We start from the raw sequence: 17400 nt of genomic DNA on the forward strand, positions 1-17400 counted from the left end.
CCTCGATTCGTTGACCTACGCCTTACGCCACCGTACCTCGCTGGTGGGGTGCTAAGTAGTAACTACTCCTGCAGTTATTTTCGCAAAAGAGCGTTTTTAGAGAGAATTAAGTGTATCTGCGACGTTATTTTTCTCTAGGCGGTCGATGCTCGCTAACCCAGCGTCCGCACAACCCGATAAGGAGGGCAAGCATGAACAACATCGAAGCGATCGAACACCTGCTTAACGCTCCAATCCCGGCTTCACGTTTCGATCCCCATTTCGACTCCCGCGCCGATCCCGCCTCCCCGCCGGATGCCCGCCAAACCGCCGCCGCGATCAACCGCGTGCTGACGAAGATGGATCGCGGCGAGCGAATGACACTGAACGGCTGTTTATCCGCGCGGGCGCTGTCGAACCTCTATCCGATCCTGAACGATACCGTGCTGGAGCGGGAGGCCCGGGAACATATCGTATGGACGCATTTTTTGCACGAATCCAAACGGCGGGGCGAGATCTGGACAGACGAATTCGTGCAGCGGATCGTCGCGGAGTACCGGGCTAACCGCTATATCGCGGTGGAGAGTCTTGTCGTGCAGGGTTTGAAAGAAGACCGTGTTACCGAAACGCAGATCGAGCGGCTGGCGGAAGTCATGGAAGCCAAAGCTTTCGTCAAAGAATCGGCGGCGTTCCGGTGCAGGGAGAAAGTAAAAGCGGGCGGGGAATTGGACGCCGAAGAAGTGTCGCGTCTGCTGCGTCTGCGCGCGTTCTCTACGCTGGATTACGCGCTCGACCGGCGGGCGGTCCGGCCGGAAGCGCTGCGCCGCTTCGCCGAACCGGAAGCCGGCGAGCAGGATCGCAAAACGAAGGAGCGGCTGTTTGCCAAAGCGCGGTGGAACCGAAGCGCAGAGCCGAACGATTAGGAGGTTATGCCGATCTGCGGGACGCTCAAGCCCGGGCCGGTGGAAGCCTCGCACGGGCATAACTTCGCCTGTCATTTATATTCTTGTATATTCTTCATTCTTCTTAATTTTCGATTTCATCGCGGGATTCATCGTTTATTTCGGATCTCATTGTTTATTGGTTATTGAAGCATCCCCTATTTATTACTCTCGCAGAGGAAGGAAGAGATCCGTTATGTCGTTTGAGCAATTGACGCAGATCAGCGGTTTGAGCGGGTATGAAGGAGAAGTGCGAACGTTTATCGAGGAGCAGGTCGCTCCGTATGCCGACGAAGTAACCACCGACGCCATCGGCAATCTGATCGTGTTCAAGAAAGGAACCGGCGAACACAAGAAGACCATTATGGCCGCGGCGCATATGGACGAGGTAGGCTTCCAGGTCATCAAGATCGAGAAAGACGGACTGATCCGCATCAAGTTTCTCGGCTACTCCCATCTGCGCAGCGCGTATATGTCGAGAATCGTATTTACCAACGGCACGGTCGGCGTAATCGGCAGCAGCGTGCCGCCCGACGACCTCAAGCATTTTACCCAGCTGTATGTGGATATCGGGCTCAGAAGCGAAGAAGAAGTCAAAAAGCACGTGAATGTGGGCGACAACGCGGTGTACATCGGGCCTTACACCGAGCTGGCCGGAGGGTTTGCGGTAGCCAAAGCGATCGACGACCGGGTCGGCTGCCATATGATGATCGAGTCGCTCAAATCGCTGAAGGAATGCTACAACGACGTGTATTTCGTGTTTACGGTGCAGGAAGAAGTGGGCTGCCGGGGATCGAGGGTCGCCGCCGAGCGGATCAAGCCGGATATCGGTCTTGCGGTCGATATTACGCCCGCGCACGACACGCCCGGCGATCTGACGGGCAGCAACGCGGTCGGAGCCGGGCCGGCGATCAAAGTGTCCGACACTTCGGTGATCTGCGACGAGCTGCTGGTCTCCACGCTGAAAAAGCTGAGCGAGCAAAACGGTATTCCGTATCAGCTCGATGTGATCTACGTCGGCGGCACGGACGCCAGCTCGATCAACCAGTCGCATTTCGGCGTCAAAGCGGCCGGTTTGTCCGTCGTGACCCGCTATGCGCACTGCGCGAATACGCTGGCGAGTCTGAAAGACGTGGACCACGCGACCCGGCTGCTGACGCATTTTGTGAACGAACGGTATGATTTCTAGAGAAATTCCGGGAAAAGGAGGTCCGGTGGATCTGGCGGAAGCTTATTGAATCGGCGCTTCCGCCCCGTTCAATACTCCACCGCCGCCACCTGCGGATCGTCCTGGAGCCGGCAGACAAGCTGTGGCGTATCGAACCCGCCCGCGACGCGGATGACCGCTTTGACATCCAGCGTGCCGGCGGTCTTTTTGCTGTCTTTGATCTTCAAGCTCAGGATCGCGGCGCTGTGCCGCTGGAAGATTTCGCGCAGATGCTGCGCCGAACCCGGTTCGTTGAGGATCTGGAGCGTGAGCACTTCCGTTTTGGGCGAAGACAGCGAGGACAGCCATTTGAATTTGCCGTGCAGCAGAACCTGTCCGAAGATCACAAGCAGCGTGGCGGCGATGCCGACGAAATACAGACCCGAGCCGACCGCGAGCCCGATGCCCGCCGTCGCCCAGATACCCGCGGCCGTGGTCAGCCCTTTGATCGTTTCGCGCTGCATGAAGATGATGCCGGCTCCGAGAAAGCCCACGCCGGATACGACCTGCGCCGCGACCCGCGACGGATCGAGCGACATATTATCCCAGCCGATCTGATCCTGGAAGCCGTATTTCGAGACGATCATCATCAGCGCCGAGCCGATCGCCACGATAAAGTGGGTGCGCACGCCGGCTTCTTTCATCCGGTTCTTGCGCTCGTACCCGATCGAAGCCCCGCACGCCGAAGCGGCAATCAGCCGAAGCAGATAGTCCAGTTGAAACAGATGATGAATACCCACGATCTCGCCTCCTTTTTCATGAACGTATATTATACCATAATTGACATAAAGACAGGGCCGTTTTTATTCGAATGAATGGAAAGGAATCAATATAACCATAAAAGGATTGTAGCGCTAACATTCCATTTCAAGAACTTTTCTTCGACGACTACAACTTGCGCGAAATCCATGTGTTTAAGATATAATGAAGCGACAAGCAATGTTAATAGCGGAGGTGATCTCCTTGATCAAAAGTTTATACGTGGACAACTTTAAGTCGCTGCAAGATTTCGAGATTGAATTCACCAGTCGATTAACTGTTTTCATAGGCACAAATTCCGTAGGTAAAAGTACGGTGCTGCAGGCTGTAGATCTGCTTTCGTATTTTGGTATAGGAAAGCTGGAAGATTACTTGTATAAACATAACTGGAAAGCGGCAGAACTGAAATCGAAGCTTTATCATGCATCCAAAAGAAATATGAATTTTTCTGTTCGCTTTGCTTTGGAAGATCAGAACTTGCAATGGGATTTTACTCTTGTGGCTAAAAAGAACGAGCTTACCTGTATTCGCGAGAAGATAACGGTTGGACACGAACGAACGATACTTTTAGCGAGAGACAGTAAAAGTTTAGGATGGTTTGATTTCTCAAAAAGCAAATTCGATACTTTTCCCGAAATGCAGCTTAACGGATCTATGCTTTCGCTTATCGATCCTTCCCAGGAAGATTACACGTACAGGTTTCCTCAGCTCAGTATGTTGAAAGAATATATTTCCAGCATCAAGTCGTTTGAATTGCTTTCGCCGGATTTTATGCGTAAAACCAGCCGATACGACTCCAACGATCTTGGGATCGGCGGAGAAAGGCTGGGATCGTTTCTTCATAATTTATCTCAGGAAAACAAAGATAAAATCAATTCAAAGCTCAAAGATTACTATCCTTATTTAGAAAAAGTATTTACGCAAAAAAAGCAGTATGGTCACGTTCATTTGGGCCTTAGCGAGAAGTTCTTCGGTTCGGACCCATACCCTGTAAATTCGAATTATGTAAGCGACGGACTGCTTCGGATCATGGCTATCGTTTCTCTGGGAGCTTTGGGAGAAAATCATAGAGTCCTTTTATTGGATGAAATTGAAGATGGAATAAATCCTAATCTTGCTGCGGAACTTGTAAATTATTTAAGTGAAATCGGGCAGAGCATGCAGAAGCAGATATTTGTTACAACGCATAGTCCGGTCATATTGAATTACTTTAACCGGGACAATATCGTTTACTTGTGGAGGACAAGCAAGGGAAGAGTACATGCGCAAAAAATGTTTGAAAGTCCTGAATTAGCCAGACAGCTCGACTATATGAATCCCGGAGAGATTTGGCTTAACTTCGAACAAGCTGAAATTGAAGAAGCGCTAATGAAAACCTTGGTTCATTCGGGAGAAAAAGATGCTAATTAAAAAAGTCCTGATTTACGGGGAAGGACCGACGGATGTAGGAACGGTGGACCCGTATGGGAATTGGTCACAAGGTTGCATCGTTAGACTTCTTCAAAAAATAAATCCTCAGATATCTCTTGAATTTATAAAGCCGCCTCATAAAAAAGAAATTACTCAAATCAATACTTTGAAAAAGAAAGGACAGCCCCGTTTGGAAGGGCACGCTAAGATCATACAAAAGCTTTTTATTTATGCGGGTATGCACGAGATGAAATACGATATTATTGCTTATTATGGAGATACCGACCGGGAAACGGGGACTCGCAACAGCGAAGTTCAAGCCCGTTCCGCTTCTCGGGATGCGTATAACGAAGCGGTTTCGGCATTTTCATTTTTAAGAATTAACGGTATTCCAATTATTCCTTTAAGAATGCTGGAATCCTGGTTGTTATCCGACCCCGAGGCTTTTTTAAAGGCTTTTAATAGACGGGTAACACTTCCAGGCCGACCTGAACTGTTATGGGGAGACCGTCATAATCCCAATAGTGATTTTCCGAAAAACAAACTGCAAAAAATTTTGGAATCCATTGGACAGTCAGCCAGCAGAGAAACCTTCTGTGAGATTGTTGAAAACATCAATATCGATACTATGGAAAAGAACTGTCCGATAAGCTTTCCCCCATTCATCGAAAAAGCGCAAGAGCTGCTGAGATAGGATGAAAAGACGTCAAAGAAAGCATACCGCTGGTACTTGATCCCAAATGAGTGTAAGGCTACGCTCGTCATTTGAAGTGGGACAAAGTATCAAGCAGTATGCTTTATTCGGCGTATTCCGGGAAATTTAATTTTGAATGGCTTTGTTTTCGCGATGATCCCAAGTAAATGGTTTATGCGTAGAAATTCCGCTCCCAGCGGTGCTTCTTCAGCAGTTCGATCTGCTCTTTCGGCAGGCCGCGGCCGTCGCCGATCTTCATGTTCCGCTCCACGTTGCGCACGGATCTCATGCCCGGGATGACGGTCGAGACGGCCGGATGGCTGAGCACGTAGCGCAGCGCCGTTTCCGCAATACGGTCTTCGCCGATACCGAGGTCCGACACGATCTTCTGCACGCGGTCGTACACCTGCTGCTTGCGCTCGCCGCGGAAGTAGTGGCTGCGGAAGTCGTCTTCGTCGAACGTCGTGTCCGGCTCGATGCTGCCCGTCAGCCCGCCTTCGTCCAGCGCGACGCGTACAATGACGCCGACATTATGCTTCTCGCACGCCGGCAGCAGTTCGTCTTCGGGCGCCTGTTCGAAAATGTTGTAGATTACCTGCACGCTGTCCACGACGCCGCTTTCGATCAGTTTGATCGCGTTCGCCGGCTGGTTGTCGTTGATCGAGACGCCGAAATGGCGGATCTTGCCCTGCTCTTTGAGCTTCCGCACGCCTTCCAGCCAATCGCCCTGTCCGACCCATTCGTCCGACCATACGTGGAACTGCTGCACGTCGATCGTGTCGAGACCGAGGTTGCGCAGACTGGTTTCGGTGGAAGAGATCACATGCTCGGCGGTAAACGCTTCGCTTGACGGCACGCCCGCTCGCGCCGGCCACTGTCCGTTCTTCGGCGGGATCTTGGATGCCACATAGACGGTCTCGGAGCGCTCGCGCACCACCTGGCCGACCAGCTTCTCGCTGTGTCCGTCCCCGTACCCGAGTGCCGTATCGATAAAGTTCAGCCCCAGGTCGACCGCCCGGTTCAGGGCGCGCAGCGATTCCGCGTCGTCCGCGCCGCGCCAGCCCGTATTGCCGATCCCCCATGCCCCGTACCCGATCTCCGATATGTTCAAGCCCGTTTTGCCCAGTGTCCTGTAGTTCATGTGCGAACATCCTCCTCGGCTTCTGGTTTGTCGAAGTTTTGCGTCCGTTTAAATGGAAACGCTTAATCCTTTAACCCTTTTTGCGTCCGGCGAACGAACAAAAAGCGTTCCGGCGGCATTTTTTTTGCAGAAATCCGTAAATCCGAAGTTCGCGCTTGCGCATGACGTTACGTCAACCCCTATACTGAATTCAGGCGGGATAAAAGGAGTGAACGAAATGGACGGAGATATCGAATCGGCCAAAAGGATCTGCGAGGAAGATTCGGAAGAAAACGCGGGCTGCAAAAAGCCGGAAGACAAGGTCTACACGGTCGGCGCATTCGCCAAATTGACGGGAGTGACGGAGCGGACGCTGCGTTTTTACCATAAAAAAGGACTGCTTGAGCCGTCCGGCTACAACGAGCTGGGGCATCGGCTGTACACCGGGCGCGACCTGATCCGGCTTCAGCAGATTCTAACGCTCAAATTCCTGGACTACCCGCTGGAGCGGATCGCCCGGGAGCTGGAAGCGGAAGGCGGCGAACTCAAGCAGTCGCTGGAACGCCAGAGAACGCTGCTGCGCGGCAAAAAAGAACAGCTCGACCGCATGCTGCACACGCTGGACTATACGCTCGAACTGGCCGAAGACGGCGAAACGGATATCTGGGACGCGGAGATTCTGCTGCTGATGATCCAGTCCGTATCGACCGAACGCGAACAGCGCCGCTGGGTGCGGGAGCGGCTGCCGGCGTCGCTGACGGAGATGTTCCTGCCGGAAGAAGATTCCACGGGGAAGTGGCAGGCGTTCGAACGGGAATCGATGCAGTGGATCTCGCGCATCAAGAAGCTGATGCGCGAAGGAGTACCGCCGGAAGATCCGCGGGTGCGGCAGTTCGCGCTCGATCTGATGCTGCGGATCGGCGGAGTGATGTCGAAGCTCGAACGGCCTTTGTCCAAAGACGAGCTGCGGAAGCTGGAAGCGCTGGGCCGGATGGAACCGCCTTATCCGTTCAGCTTCCCGGTGACGTTTACGGCGGACGAGGAACGCTATCTCGAACGGGTGTGGGAGCTGGCGGCCGAAGCGGCCGAGGCGATGGAGAACGGGCAGCCGCTGCCGGAAAGCGATAGAACCGAAGCGGAAAACGAAGGAGGAGCGGAACATGAACGAAGATAAACGCGAGGACGATCGGGGAGAAAGGACGTGGCGCAGCAGCGGGTCGGAGCGGGATGTCCGGACGCAGCGGAATAAAGCGGCGGAGCAGACTGCGACAACAGAGGAAAGGACGGCTCCGGCGTCGCCGGGCTGGAAAGGCTTCTGGAGTCTGGTGGCGAAGTACATGCCCCGAAACTGGCTGGTCGCGGCGGCGGTTGTGCTGGGACTGTTCGAAACGATATTCACGCTGGCGATTCCGCTGCTGACCAGCCGGATGGTGGACGGATTCTCGGCAGCCGACCTGACCGGACGCACGATCGCGCTGCTGGCGGCCGCGTTTCTCGCGCAGGCGGTCATGTCCGGCTTCGCCATGTACACGATGTCTTACGTCGGACAGTTTATCGTGGCCGGGCTGCGGCGCGACCTGTGGCGCAGGGTGCTGAAGCTGCCGATCCCGTTCTTCGACCGCAGCGCTTCGGGCGAAACGATGAGCCGGGTAACGAACGATACCAATATCGTGCGCGACTTTATTACGGGACAGATCATTTCGTTTCTGTCCGGCATCGTCGCCATCGTCGGCTCGGTCGCCATCCTGCTGACCATCGACTGGAAAATGACGCTGTTCGCGCTGCTGGCGATTCCCGCCGCCATGCTGCTGCTGTGGCCGGTCGGCCGCCGCATGTACCGCATCTCGCGCGATACCCAGCAGGAAACGGCGCAGTTCCAGGGCGATCTGGGCCGCGTGCTGGCCGATATCCGCCTGGTCAAGTCCTCGCTGGCCGAACCGGGCGAAGCGGCGCAGGGAGAGAAGCGGATCTCCGGGCTGATGGGCTTCGGCCTGCGCGAAGCGCGCATCCAGTCGATCGTATCGCCGCTGATGATGACGATCATGCTGCTGATGCTGGTCGCCCTGATCGGCTACGGCGGCGCGCAGGTGGCGCGCGGCGCGCTGACCGCGGGCTCGCTGGTGGCGATTATCCTGTACATGTTCCAGATCGTCGTGCCGTTCACGCAGCTCGCGACCTTCTTTACCCAGTTCCAGAAAGCGCTCGGCGCGACCGAACGCATTCGCGAGATTATGGAGCTTGCGCCGGAGGAAGCGGAGAACGCCGCAGAAGCGGAGAGACCGGCGGCGGCCGGGAATCGGGCGGAAACGGCGGGAGCTGCGGCAGCGGCAAAGCCGAAGAAGCGCGAAGAAGCCGGCGCATCGGCGGAAGAAGCAAACGCGGCTTCGCGCCGGCAAACCGCGCCGGACGGCGCCGCGGCTCCGGCCGCTGCTGCGACGCCGGCCGGAGCGGCCGCCGCATCCGGTCCGCTTGCTTCAAGCGGACGCTTCGCCCAGCTTCCGCTTGCTTTTGATCGGGTAAGCTTCGGCTACTCGTCCGACAAGCCGATTCTGCGGGAGTTGAGCTTCACGGCCGAAGCGGGGCAGACGACGGCGTTCGTGGGGCCGAGCGGAGCGGGCAAGACGACGATCTTCTCGCTGATCGAACGCTTCTACGAACCGAGCGAAGGACGAATTCGGTACGGCGCGTCGCGGACGGCGGACATGCCGCTGCGGGAATGGCGCGGCCGGATCGCTTACGTGTCGCAGGAAAGTCCGGTGATGGCCGGCACGATCCGCGAGAACCTGACCTACGGACTGGAAAGCGCGCCGGACGCGGCGGTGGAAGAAGCGGTGCGCCTGGCGAATCTGGAGTCGTTTATCTCGTCGCTGCCGCAGGGGCTGGAAACGCAGGCGGGAGAACGCGGCGTCAAGCTGTCCGGCGGACAGCGCCAGCGCCTGGCAATCGCCCGGGCGATCCTGCGCGATCCGGCCATCCTGCTGCTGGACGAAGCGACGGCGCATCTGGACAGCGCGTCCGAAGCGCTCGTGCAGCAGGCGCTCGACGCCTTGATGCGCGGGCGGACCACGCTCGTGATCGCGCATCGCCTGTCCACCGTGCGCGGCGCGGACAAGCTTGTCGTGATCGAGGACGGCCGCGCCACCGGACAGGGCACGCACGAGGAACTGCTGGCTTCGCACGCGTTCTACCGGAAACTGGTGCGCGGGCAGTTCGAACCGGACGAAAGCGCCGCGCGCAGCGAAAGCATATAGAATAGAAGGAAATCGCAGCGGCCGGACCTGACGACTTCGCCTCCCGTTATGGGTAAATGATTAGAAAACGCGGCATACCCATTTCTGGCGATCCAATCATACGGGAGGCTTTATGAACCTAAAAGAATTCAATGCCGTCGTCCAGCGTCCGGCGGATTCGAGATACGCTTACTTTATCCAAAAAGCGGCGTCCACGGAAATGCTGTGGGGACTGTACAACGAAGGCTGGGCCATGACGGAAGACGCGGAAGACCTGCCGGTGCTGCCGCTGTGGCCGGAAAGCGAGTTCGCCCAGCACTGCGCGATCGGCGAATGGTCCGGCTATTCGAGCCGGCCGCTCGATCTGCACGCCTTCATGGAGAAGATCCTGCCGAGACTGACGCAGGACGGCGTGAAGGCGGCGGTCTTCTACAACAACAGCGACTCGGCGATCGTCGAGGCGGGCCGGCTGCTGCAGGATTTGCAGGCGGAACTGCACGGGAAGCGCTGAGCGGGACCGAAGCCGAATTCGGCAGGAGCGCAGGCGAGAACGAAGCGGAAACAAAGCGCATAGAAAAAGGACACTCCGGGGAGTGTCCTCAACGTGTCGAGAAAGTCTGGTTCTGAGCAAAGCGAAAGGGCGGAGGGAGAAATTCAGTGGAGGTACAGACTTTCGGAGAAAGTCACTTCGGAAGCCTATGCTTGATAGCGTTCGCCTTTGAAATCGGGAAGATTCCCCTAAAATCTAATCCTTCTTCCCGATTTCAACACACGACCGGAACGAATTTCTCCTGTAGCCCTTAATCTGATTTTGCGAATAGGACTTTCTCGACAGCCGGATATTGTTCCAAACGAAAAATAGCGGCATAGGTACACTTATTTTGGACGAAACCCTTCGATTTCTTCAAATAGCGACGCAGGTGCAGCTATTCGGGAGCCAAAGGCCGAATCAAAGCGAAAAAGCTCGAAATAAGTGTATGAGCGCAGCTATTTTCTCGAAAACGTAAGATTAAGCTTGAATAAAGGCATATACGCAGCTATTTTAGATTCTTGTTGCCGCATTAGGGTTACAGCAAATCGTTTCCCGACACTTTAAAGGACACTCCGGCGAGTGTCCTTTTTGACGTGTACGAGGTTCGGCGCGCGGCTTCCGCCCGGCGAAAGCGCGGCCGGTCTGTCCGATTGGGCTTCAAGGCGTCAAGTCAAGGCTTCAGAGCGTCGTCCGGATTCTCCGGCGTCAGAAAATGCGCGGCCAGATCGTGCAGCAGCATGTAGAAATCGCCGTTGGTCAGCTTGTTCGTGTCGCCGATCGATTCCAGCGTACCGCTTTGCAGCAGGCCGTCCGCGACCAGCGCGTCCAACGCTCCGCCCTGCGGCACGCTCAGGTCCATCGCGCTTGCGATCAGGCCGGCGGCCGTCTCCAGCGTCAGCGCCTGCGCCGCCGGATCGGCGAAGCTCGCAAGCACGCCCTGCATCTCGCCCGGGAAGAAATCCGGATGCAGCGAGCGCACGACCCGCACGGCGTTGAAGAACCGCTGGACGTTGGCGTCGCCGTCGATATTCCAGCCGTCGTTTTCGTAGCCGCCCGACGTCAGGTACATATTGGCGACGGTCAGCAGGCCCGCATAGTCTTTATGCTTCATATATTCCGGCTCCGGCAGATCCGGCCGCGACAGGTCCATGCCCTGCTTGCGCAGCATCTTCTGCAGCTCCGCGACTTCCGATTCGGAAGCGGCCAGTTCGTGCAGCGTGATGTGCTTGTACTGCGCCAGCTTGACGGCCGCGCCCGCCGCCTGGGCGGTCGCCATGCCGACCGGAATCGTGCGCGAGCTGCCGTGCGGCGCCGTGTCGAATCCGGCGGAGCGGCCGACGACGAGCAGCCCTTCCAGGTTCTGCGGGATCAGGGTGCGCAGCGGGACGCCGTACTGGCTCGGCTTCATCAGCACCGTGCCGATGCGGCCGTCGTTCGTGCTCTGGATATCGACCGGGTACGAACCGAAGGCGATATCGTCCCAGTGCGTGCGGTTCTCCATCACGTCCGCCAGCGTCAGCCGGTATTCGGACTTGAGATGGCGCGATTCGCGTAAGTAAAGCTCGCTGGCCACGCCGTCGTATTCGAGCGTCGCCATCTCCGGGAAGCGCTGCTTGAGGTATTCGACGATACGCGGCGCTTCTGCCGTGCCGACTTCGATGCCTTTTTGGATCGACTCGGGATCGAGCGGATCGACGCCGAACAGCTGCATGGAGTTGATCAGGATAGTGCCGTCGTTCTGACGCCCGATATTCAGCCCGCGCATGCGCACGAGCGTCGGATCGCTCGGCGTGTACTCGCGCGCTTCGTTATATCCCCAGACGCTCATGCGGTCGATGCCCGTGTCTTCGTGTTTGCCGAGCTTCTGCCAGATTTCCTGGGTCACGCCTTTCATGCGGAAGACGAGCGTGGAAGCCATGACGCTTTTGGTGTCCCCGATATCTTCGCGTCCCAGCGTGAATCCGGCGCCGGCCGCGGCCGCGACATCGGCGTTCTGGGTCGCGTCGATCACCGCCGAAGCTTGCACCGTTTTGCGGGAACCGTCTTTCAGCACCAGATTCATGCCCGTGACTTTGCTTTCCCCGTCTGCGGTTTCCACCACCGGCTCCATGCTTTGCGTTTCCATCAGCAGATCGATGTTCGGCTCGGCTTTGACCATTTTATAGAAAGCGTTGGCGGCCACGTTCACGTCGAACGAGGTGCCGTCGAACGCGTTGTACCATTCCTGGAAAATGCCTTTGTTCAAATAATGGGGTTCGCGCAGCTGCGGGAAAAAGAACGGCTGCTTCGGCGAATAGTTGAGATCGATCATATTCAGCCAGCCCACGGTCATCAAGCCGCCGAGGATCTGCCGATCGTGTCCGTCGACCAGCAGCACCTTGAGGCCGTTGCGGGCGGACGAGATTGCGGCGGTGACGCCTTCCGGATCGGTGCCGGCGACGACGACGTCGTATTCGTCCGATACCGTCTCTACGGAGACGACGGGAAGAAGCTCTTCGGGAACGCCGTGGTTGACGAGAAGAGAGTGCTGAAGGTGGCGGAAAGTAAAAAGTCCCGCTCCGGCAAGCAGCACAAATGCGGCGAGTGCGGCAAGGGTCAGCTTTTTCCAGTTTCTACGCAGCATAAAAGTAAAATTCCTTTCCAAAATCCGGCTAAGGATGATTTTCAAACGGTTGGCTTTGTCGTCTGCAAACGTTATGTAAGCATTATTATACGGCGGGTTGAAGCCCCAATCGAAGCGCAAAAAGCGGGCCGGACAAGCAAATTAGGCTTTTTGGGCATACGCTTCTGAATATATCGGGTTTTGAGCAGGCCGACAACCTTTTACCGCCAATTTATGAGTAACAATTTTGTAACTGGGCAGGAAAAAGCAGGCGTGAAGGGCCGGAAAAGGAAAGCGGAAATAGGAAAGGGCTTTTTCAAAGCGGTTTATAAAAATATTTTATGCAATTTAATTTTTGAGAATGCTTCTTTGCAATTCGTCGAACGCAGTCGAATCGCCTCGGATAATGAAAAATTAAAACGAATCAAGATTGGAAAAACCAGGATAGGTGTCTAAAAAGTCAGTCTGTACGTCCTGTTTCCTTGCTTTTTTGAAGTGAAGCGAGTCGGGAACCGCCTCTCATTCCCTTTCTTTTCCAAAAGATAGTAAACTGTTCCTGTAGAGGTTGCCAAGCACACACAGAGAACAGAGAGGGAGTTGAAACGATGAGTACACTTTCCGCCTACTCTTCGCCGTCGGGTCAAAGCCGATCCAACGATTATGGAGGAGCATCGTCCACGGCTTACAGCAAAGACAAAGATAACGCGAAAACTTACGATACGACAAAAGATAAAACCGTCAATTCGGCCGCCGCAAGCAAAACGGACAAACGGACCGACGCGGAGATCAAAAAAGAAAAAACGGAATTTTATGCGAAGATCGATAAAACCCGTCAGCAGCAGTACGAACTGCTTCAATCGATTTACTCGCAAAAAGGCTTCAACCTGACCGCCGACAACTTCAAGAGCACCATGAAGAACCTGGCCGAGCGGGCCGTCGACCAGCAGGTGTCCAAGAACGGCGTAAGCTGGAAATCGCAGCTGCATCAATTAAGAATGGACATCAGCAGCGAGTCGTACAAGATGTATAACGATACGTATTCGTCGGTCAAAGCGGCGGTTTCCGAGGTATCGGCCACGGTTACGGGCACTGTCTCCGGCGCGGCGAACAGCGTCAAGACCGCGGTCAAAACAGCCGTTTCGACGTCTGCGGCAGCGGTTCCGGGTGCGGCAAATGCAGCGGGATCGGTCGTTTCGGGAGCCGTTTCTTACGGTTCGGCAGCCGGCACGATCGCTTCGGGAGCAGCCTCGGCGGGAACGGGCGCCGAATCTTCCGCGCAAACAACAACGGGCGCGTTCGTCCCGGGAACCGCAGCGGGCTCGGACGTCGAAGCCGCCGTCGCGGGAACCTCCAACACCGCCGCAGCGCCGTCCGGCGAAACCGCCGCGGCCGCTGCCGATATCCATGTTCCGCAGACGACATTCGCTCCCGCTCCGTCCGCCGCTTCGCCGGAACCGGCAGCCGTTCCGGCGGCGCAGGAACAGCCGCCAGGCCCGTCGCCGCAGGAATCTTCGGCCCCGGCCGCAAGCGCGCCGTCTCAGGCTACGCCGTCGCAGACCGCGAGCCCGTCGCCGCAGGAATCTTCGGCCCCGGCCGCGAGCCCGTCGCCGCAGGAATCTTCGGCCCCGGCCGCGAGCGCGCCGTCTCAGGCTACGCCGGCGCAGACCGCGAGCCCGTCGCCGCAGGAATCTTCGGCGCCGGCTGCGAGCGCGCCGTCGCAAAGCCCGACGACGCCAGCCCCAACGGCGCCGTCGCAAAGCCCGACGACGCCAGCCCCAACGGCGCCGTCGCAAAGCCCGACGACGCCAGCCCCAACGGCGCCGTCGCAAAGCCCGACGACGCCAGCCCCAACGGCGCCGTCGCAAAGCCCGACGACGCCAGCCCCAACGGCGCCGTCGCAAAGCCCGACGACGCCAGCCTCAACGACGCCGTCGCAAAGCGCGACGACTCCGGCATCTTCGAACACGCTGGGCGCTATCGTCACCGGCTTGACCAACGCGCTCGGCCTGACGAACACAACGGCAGCGGCCGCTTCCCCGGCTCCGGCCGCATCGACGGGCGCTTCCGCCGCGGCTCCGGCGGCTGCAAGCACTGCGACGCCTGCAGCTTCCGCGCCAAGCACGACCGTACCGGCCGTATCCGCGCCGGCCGCGACGACACCGGCCGCATCGGCTCCGGCAGCTTCCGCTCCGGCAGCGAGCGGCACGACCGGCGCCGTGCTCGGCGGCACGACCAAATCGCTGCTCGGCCGCAAGTAAGCCGTTTGCCCGGCGTCTTCTTCCTTCTCCCTCCGTTTCGGGTTCCGGATTTCCGGGGCCCGCTTTTTTGCGCGGATTGTTATACGGAAATCTTTTTTATGAAAATCGGGAACTTTTGCTTCGCTGCGAAGTCTTATTGGCAGAGAGTCCGCAAGAATGCGGAGCGGCGGCAGAGGGGGATTCGAGATGGAGCACAACCGCGAACCGGTCCGCGGCGGGTCGGCAGGCGAGGACGCCGGGGCGGAAGCGGACGGAGGAGTCCGGCTTAGACGGCTTATGGAACTGTATGGCGGCGACGTCTGGCACTACGCCTACTTTCTGACGCGCAGCCGGGATCTGGCCGACGATATCGCGCAGGATACATTCGTCAAAGCGTACGCCTCGATGGATTCGTTTCGGGGAGAAGCCGCTATAAAAACCTGGCTGCTGTCGATTGCGCGCAACGCGGCGTTCAGCCGCCGGAGATCGGCGTTTGCGCGCCGCGCCGTGCTGATGGCCGAGCCGCCCGAACGGGAAACGGCGGCGTCGGCCGAAGACGATTATATGCGCCGCAGCGATAACGAAGAAATCTGGCGCATCGTTATGAAGCTGCCGGACCGGTACCGCGAAGTGCTGGTGCTGGACCTGAAGCACGGACTGCCGCTGGCCGAGATCTCGCGGCTGCTGGGCATCGCGGAAGGGACGGTCAAGTCGAGGCTGTTTCGGGCCAGGGACAAAGTAGGCAAACGATTGAAGGAGGAGCGGCGATGAACGCAAACAAACCGGAAGCGAATCGGCCCGAGTGGTACAAGCGGGCGCAGGACGGTCCTTTTGAACGCGAGCCTTTCACGGAGGAGATGATGCGCCGCGTCGAGCGGTCCGCCGCGTCGGGCGCGGAAGCGCCGCGAGAGAAAGCGGGCCGACCGGCCGGTTCGGGGCGCGGCGGGCACAACGCGCGCCTGGCTTCGGCGGCGGCTTTGATTCTGCTGCTGGGCGGAAGCGGCGCTTACGCGGCTTCGCACTGGTCGCAGTGGCGGCCGGAAGTTCCCGCCGCGTCCGGCGTTTCGCAGCCGGCGTCCGGCCGGCATTTCGAAGAAGTCGTGCCGCCGGCGGGCACATCGACTTTTCCGCTGGGCGGCCGGACCTACTTTTTCGACGATGCGTACGCCCGGATTCCCGAATGGACGCGCGCCGTGCGCACGGCCGCGGGAATCGTCTGGACGCCCGCGCCGCAGATGAGCGGCACCGCGAACACGATCCACGATATGAAGATGGACGATCATCCCGAAACGTCGTTCAAGCTTTATTTGAGCGGTCCCGACAAGCAGGAGCTGAGCGAGGAAGAATCGCTGAAGCTGCTGGAGCTGCCGCTGACCACGCTGGGGAATCCGGACGGCTATCCTTACATCGACGATCTCTGGGCGGCGGGGCGGTACGTCGTCTACACGACGAGTATTCACGTTAAAGGAGCGCCGCAGCGCAAAGACGAGAAAGTCTGGGTTGTGGACACGGAAGGGCTTCCGACCACCCGCCAAGACGGAACTCTTTTGGACGTCAGGGCGATAACCGACTACCGTTCGGCGGGCGGCGAGACGTTTGAATTGGCTTACGACGCGGACAATCAGCGCCTGCTTTATTACCGCCAGTCCTACGATACGGAGCAAGCGGGCCGTACCGGAGAGGCGGGCGGGGAGGCGGCCGCCTACGATCTTGACAGCGGCGGAAGTTTCTACCTGGACGATTACGGCATGAACTACGCCGTCCGGCCGGACGGAAGCCGAACCGTCGACTACAAAACGGACGGCGCCACGTATACGGCGACTATTTTAAACGATTGAAAAAGTACGGCCCGCCGGGAGCAGGCCCGGTGCTTCGGGCGGGTTCCCGCTTTCAAGCGTTCCGGCTTCGGCGCGTGCTGCAAGCTCCGCTTCCCGCAGATCGCCGGTCGCGTATTCGATATCCGCGCTCGGCGGATACAGCCGGCAGTCGTCGAAGTCGATCGCGCCGATTTGTTCCCCGTGCCGCAGCGGATTGTCCATTTCAAAGTCGAAATGGATCGGCGCGGCCGGACGGGCTTGAACCGCCTGTTCCGCGGCTTCCGCCAGCGCCGCCGCTTTCCGCCGGACGCTTTCGAACAACACGGCGTAATAGGCCGCGCCCTCCCGCCGGGCCGTTTCGACCAGCCGGCCGTCCAGCGAAGGAACGGGCTGCGCGGCTCTTGCGGGCCCGCCGTCCAAAGCGCGAAGCAGGCGGATTTCCGCTTCCACCCCGGTCTGGCTGCGTTCGCCTTCCGGCACGCAGCGCAGAAAGTGCCGTTCTCCGTCCACGTCCAGCGTGCAGCGGACATTGGAGCTGATCCTTCGCAGGCGAACGCTGCCCGCGTCGTGACGCCACAGCCGGACGATCGCTTCGCCGGACGCGCGGCTTTCGGGCGGAAAGCGCGCGTTCCAAAAAAGAAAAGCCCGGACATCGAAATGTCCGGGCTCCCGGGTCAAACCTCCGACAATCATCGGGTCTGTCTGCATTCGGCCGTAAGGGAGCGAGAAGCGATGAAGTTGCGTTTTCATAAGGCTTACTCACTCCCTTCCCGGTTGGATAGGTCGAACCTACAGCAGGCGTCGGACCCTATCAACCGAACGCGCCGGACCGGCGCAGACTGCGCCGGCGTACTCGCAGACAGCCGTTTGCG

At 58.1% G+C, this 17400-nt stretch carries 14 protein-coding genes; 10 read left to right on the forward strand and 4 right to left on the reverse strand.

Features of this window, described 5'->3' with window-relative positions:
* The first annotated feature begins 191 nt into the window (after positions 1–191).
* On the forward strand, positions 192–902 hold the full coding sequence (locus QWJ34_RS15915) for a hypothetical protein (protein ID WP_302729290.1): 711 nt from the start codon (positions 192–194) through the stop codon (positions 900–902).
* A 214-nt stretch (positions 903–1116) separates the two neighbouring features.
* The gene (locus QWJ34_RS15920) at positions 1117–2109 is read left to right on the forward strand and encodes a M42 family metallopeptidase (RefSeq protein ID WP_302729292.1); all 993 of its coding nucleotides are present in this window, start codon (positions 1117–1119) and stop codon (positions 2107–2109) included.
* A 68-nt stretch (positions 2110–2177) separates the two neighbouring features.
* On the opposite strand, the gene QWJ34_RS15925 is transcribed toward QWJ34_RS15920, so the two are convergent.
* Positions 2178–2852 (reverse strand): MgtC/SapB family protein, encoded by a 675-nt coding sequence (locus QWJ34_RS15925; RefSeq protein ID WP_302729631.1) that lies wholly within the window; start codon positions 2850–2852, stop codon positions 2178–2180.
* A gap of 238 nt (positions 2853–3090) precedes the next feature.
* On the opposite strand from QWJ34_RS15925, the gene QWJ34_RS15930 reads away from it, so the two are divergent.
* Positions 3091–4296 (forward strand): AAA family ATPase, encoded by a 1206-nt coding sequence (locus tag QWJ34_RS15930; RefSeq protein ID WP_302729293.1) that lies wholly within the window; start codon positions 3091–3093, stop codon positions 4294–4296.
* Positions 4286–4990 carry a DUF4276 family protein gene (locus QWJ34_RS15935; protein WP_302729294.1) on the forward strand — a complete coding sequence of 235 codons (705 nt, stop codon included), beginning with the start codon at positions 4286–4288 and terminating at the stop codon, positions 4988–4990. Before QWJ34_RS15930 ends, QWJ34_RS15935 begins: the two co-directional genes overlap by 11 nt.
* 172 nt (positions 4991–5162) lie before the next feature.
* Here the strand turns inward: QWJ34_RS15935 and QWJ34_RS15940 are convergent, their stop codons facing one another.
* The gene (locus QWJ34_RS15940) at positions 5163–6131 is read right to left on the reverse strand and encodes an aldo/keto reductase (protein WP_302729295.1); all 969 of its coding nucleotides are present in this window, start codon (positions 6129–6131) and stop codon (positions 5163–5165) included.
* Between the two features lie 217 nt (positions 6132–6348).
* On the opposite strand from QWJ34_RS15940, the gene QWJ34_RS15945 reads away from it, so the two are divergent.
* The 3 genes from QWJ34_RS15945 to QWJ34_RS15955 all read left to right on the forward strand — a co-directional run bounded on the left by QWJ34_RS15945 (position 6349) and on the right by QWJ34_RS15955 (position 9851).
* Positions 6349–7284: a MerR family transcriptional regulator gene (locus tag QWJ34_RS15945; protein WP_302729297.1), complete on the forward strand. Its 936-nt coding sequence runs from the start codon at positions 6349–6351 to the stop codon at positions 7282–7284.
* Positions 7271–9361 carry an ABC transporter ATP-binding protein gene (locus QWJ34_RS15950; protein ID WP_302729298.1) on the forward strand — a complete coding sequence of 697 codons (2091 nt, stop codon included), beginning with the start codon at positions 7271–7273 and terminating at the stop codon, positions 9359–9361. The genes QWJ34_RS15945 and QWJ34_RS15950 overlap by 14 nt, the downstream gene beginning before the upstream one ends.
* Before the next feature lie 112 nt (positions 9362–9473).
* Complete coding sequence (locus QWJ34_RS15955; RefSeq protein ID WP_302729299.1) at positions 9474–9851, forward strand: DUF2750 domain-containing protein; 378 nt, start codon at positions 9474–9476, stop codon at positions 9849–9851.
* A gap of 691 nt (positions 9852–10542) precedes the next feature.
* Here the strand turns inward: QWJ34_RS15955 and QWJ34_RS15960 are convergent.
* Positions 10543–12495, reverse strand: coding sequence for an FAD-dependent oxidoreductase (locus QWJ34_RS15960; RefSeq protein WP_302729301.1), 1953 nt, complete (start codon positions 12493–12495; stop codon positions 10543–10545).
* Between the two features lie 584 nt (positions 12496–13079).
* On the opposite strand from QWJ34_RS15960, the gene QWJ34_RS15965 reads away from it, so the two are divergent.
* The 3 genes from QWJ34_RS15965 to QWJ34_RS15975 all read left to right on the forward strand — a co-directional run bounded on the left by QWJ34_RS15965 (position 13080) and on the right by QWJ34_RS15975 (position 16549).
* Positions 13080–14732 (forward strand): TrbL/VirB6 family protein, encoded by a 1653-nt coding sequence (locus QWJ34_RS15965; protein WP_302729303.1) that lies wholly within the window; start codon positions 13080–13082, stop codon positions 14730–14732.
* A gap of 186 nt (positions 14733–14918) precedes the next feature.
* The gene (locus QWJ34_RS15970) at positions 14919–15482 is read left to right on the forward strand and encodes an RNA polymerase sigma factor (protein WP_302729305.1); all 564 of its coding nucleotides are present in this window, start codon (positions 14919–14921) and stop codon (positions 15480–15482) included.
* Entirely contained in the window at positions 15479–16549 is a 1071-nt protein-coding gene (locus QWJ34_RS15975; RefSeq protein WP_302729306.1) for a hypothetical protein, read from the forward strand. The genes QWJ34_RS15970 and QWJ34_RS15975 overlap by 4 nt, the downstream gene beginning before the upstream one ends.
* Here the strand turns inward: QWJ34_RS15975 and QWJ34_RS15980 are convergent.
* A complete protein-coding gene (locus tag QWJ34_RS15980; RefSeq protein WP_302729308.1) occupies positions 16538–17278 on the reverse strand; it encodes a phosphotransferase in 741 nt (246 codons plus the stop codon). The two genes, QWJ34_RS15975 and QWJ34_RS15980, sit on opposite strands and share 12 nt — an antisense overlap.
* Between the last annotated feature and the right edge of the window lie 122 nt (positions 17279–17400).

It is taken from the genome of Saccharibacillus sp. CPCC 101409, assembly GCF_030518235.1.
Classification (GTDB): Bacteria; Bacillota; Bacilli; order Paenibacillales; family Paenibacillaceae; genus Saccharibacillus.

Bases quoted from the DNA above. Each gene is read 5' to 3' on its own strand.
- QWJ34_RS15960 (WP_302729301.1), bottom strand. From the start codon at position 12,495: ATGCTGCGTAGAAACTGGAAAAAGCTGACCCTTGCCGCACTCGCCGCA.
- QWJ34_RS15935 (WP_302729294.1), top strand. From the start codon at position 4,286: ATGCTAATTAAAAAAGTCCTGATTTACGGGGAAGGACCGACGGATGTA.
- QWJ34_RS15920 (WP_302729292.1), top strand. From the start codon at position 1,117: ATGTCGTTTGAGCAATTGACGCAGATCAGCGGTTTGAGCGGGTATGAA.
- QWJ34_RS15980 (WP_302729308.1), bottom strand. From the start codon at position 17,278: ATGAAAACGCAACTTCATCGCTTCTCGCTCCCTTACGGCCGAATGCAG.
- QWJ34_RS15965 (WP_302729303.1), top strand. From the start codon at position 13,080: ATGAGTACACTTTCCGCCTACTCTTCGCCGTCGGGTCAAAGCCGATCC.
- QWJ34_RS15915 (WP_302729290.1), top strand. From the start codon at position 192: ATGAACAACATCGAAGCGATCGAACACCTGCTTAACGCTCCAATCCCG.
- QWJ34_RS15975 (WP_302729306.1), top strand. From the start codon at position 15,479: ATGAACGCAAACAAACCGGAAGCGAATCGGCCCGAGTGGTACAAGCGG.
- QWJ34_RS15940 (WP_302729295.1), bottom strand. From the start codon at position 6,131: ATGAACTACAGGACACTGGGCAAAACGGGCTTGAACATATCGGAGATC.
- QWJ34_RS15945 (WP_302729297.1), top strand. From the start codon at position 6,349: ATGGACGGAGATATCGAATCGGCCAAAAGGATCTGCGAGGAAGATTCG.
- QWJ34_RS15955 (WP_302729299.1), top strand. From the start codon at position 9,474: ATGAACCTAAAAGAATTCAATGCCGTCGTCCAGCGTCCGGCGGATTCG.
- QWJ34_RS15950 (WP_302729298.1), top strand. From the start codon at position 7,271: ATGAACGAAGATAAACGCGAGGACGATCGGGGAGAAAGGACGTGGCGC.
- QWJ34_RS15970 (WP_302729305.1), top strand. From the start codon at position 14,919: ATGGAGCACAACCGCGAACCGGTCCGCGGCGGGTCGGCAGGCGAGGAC.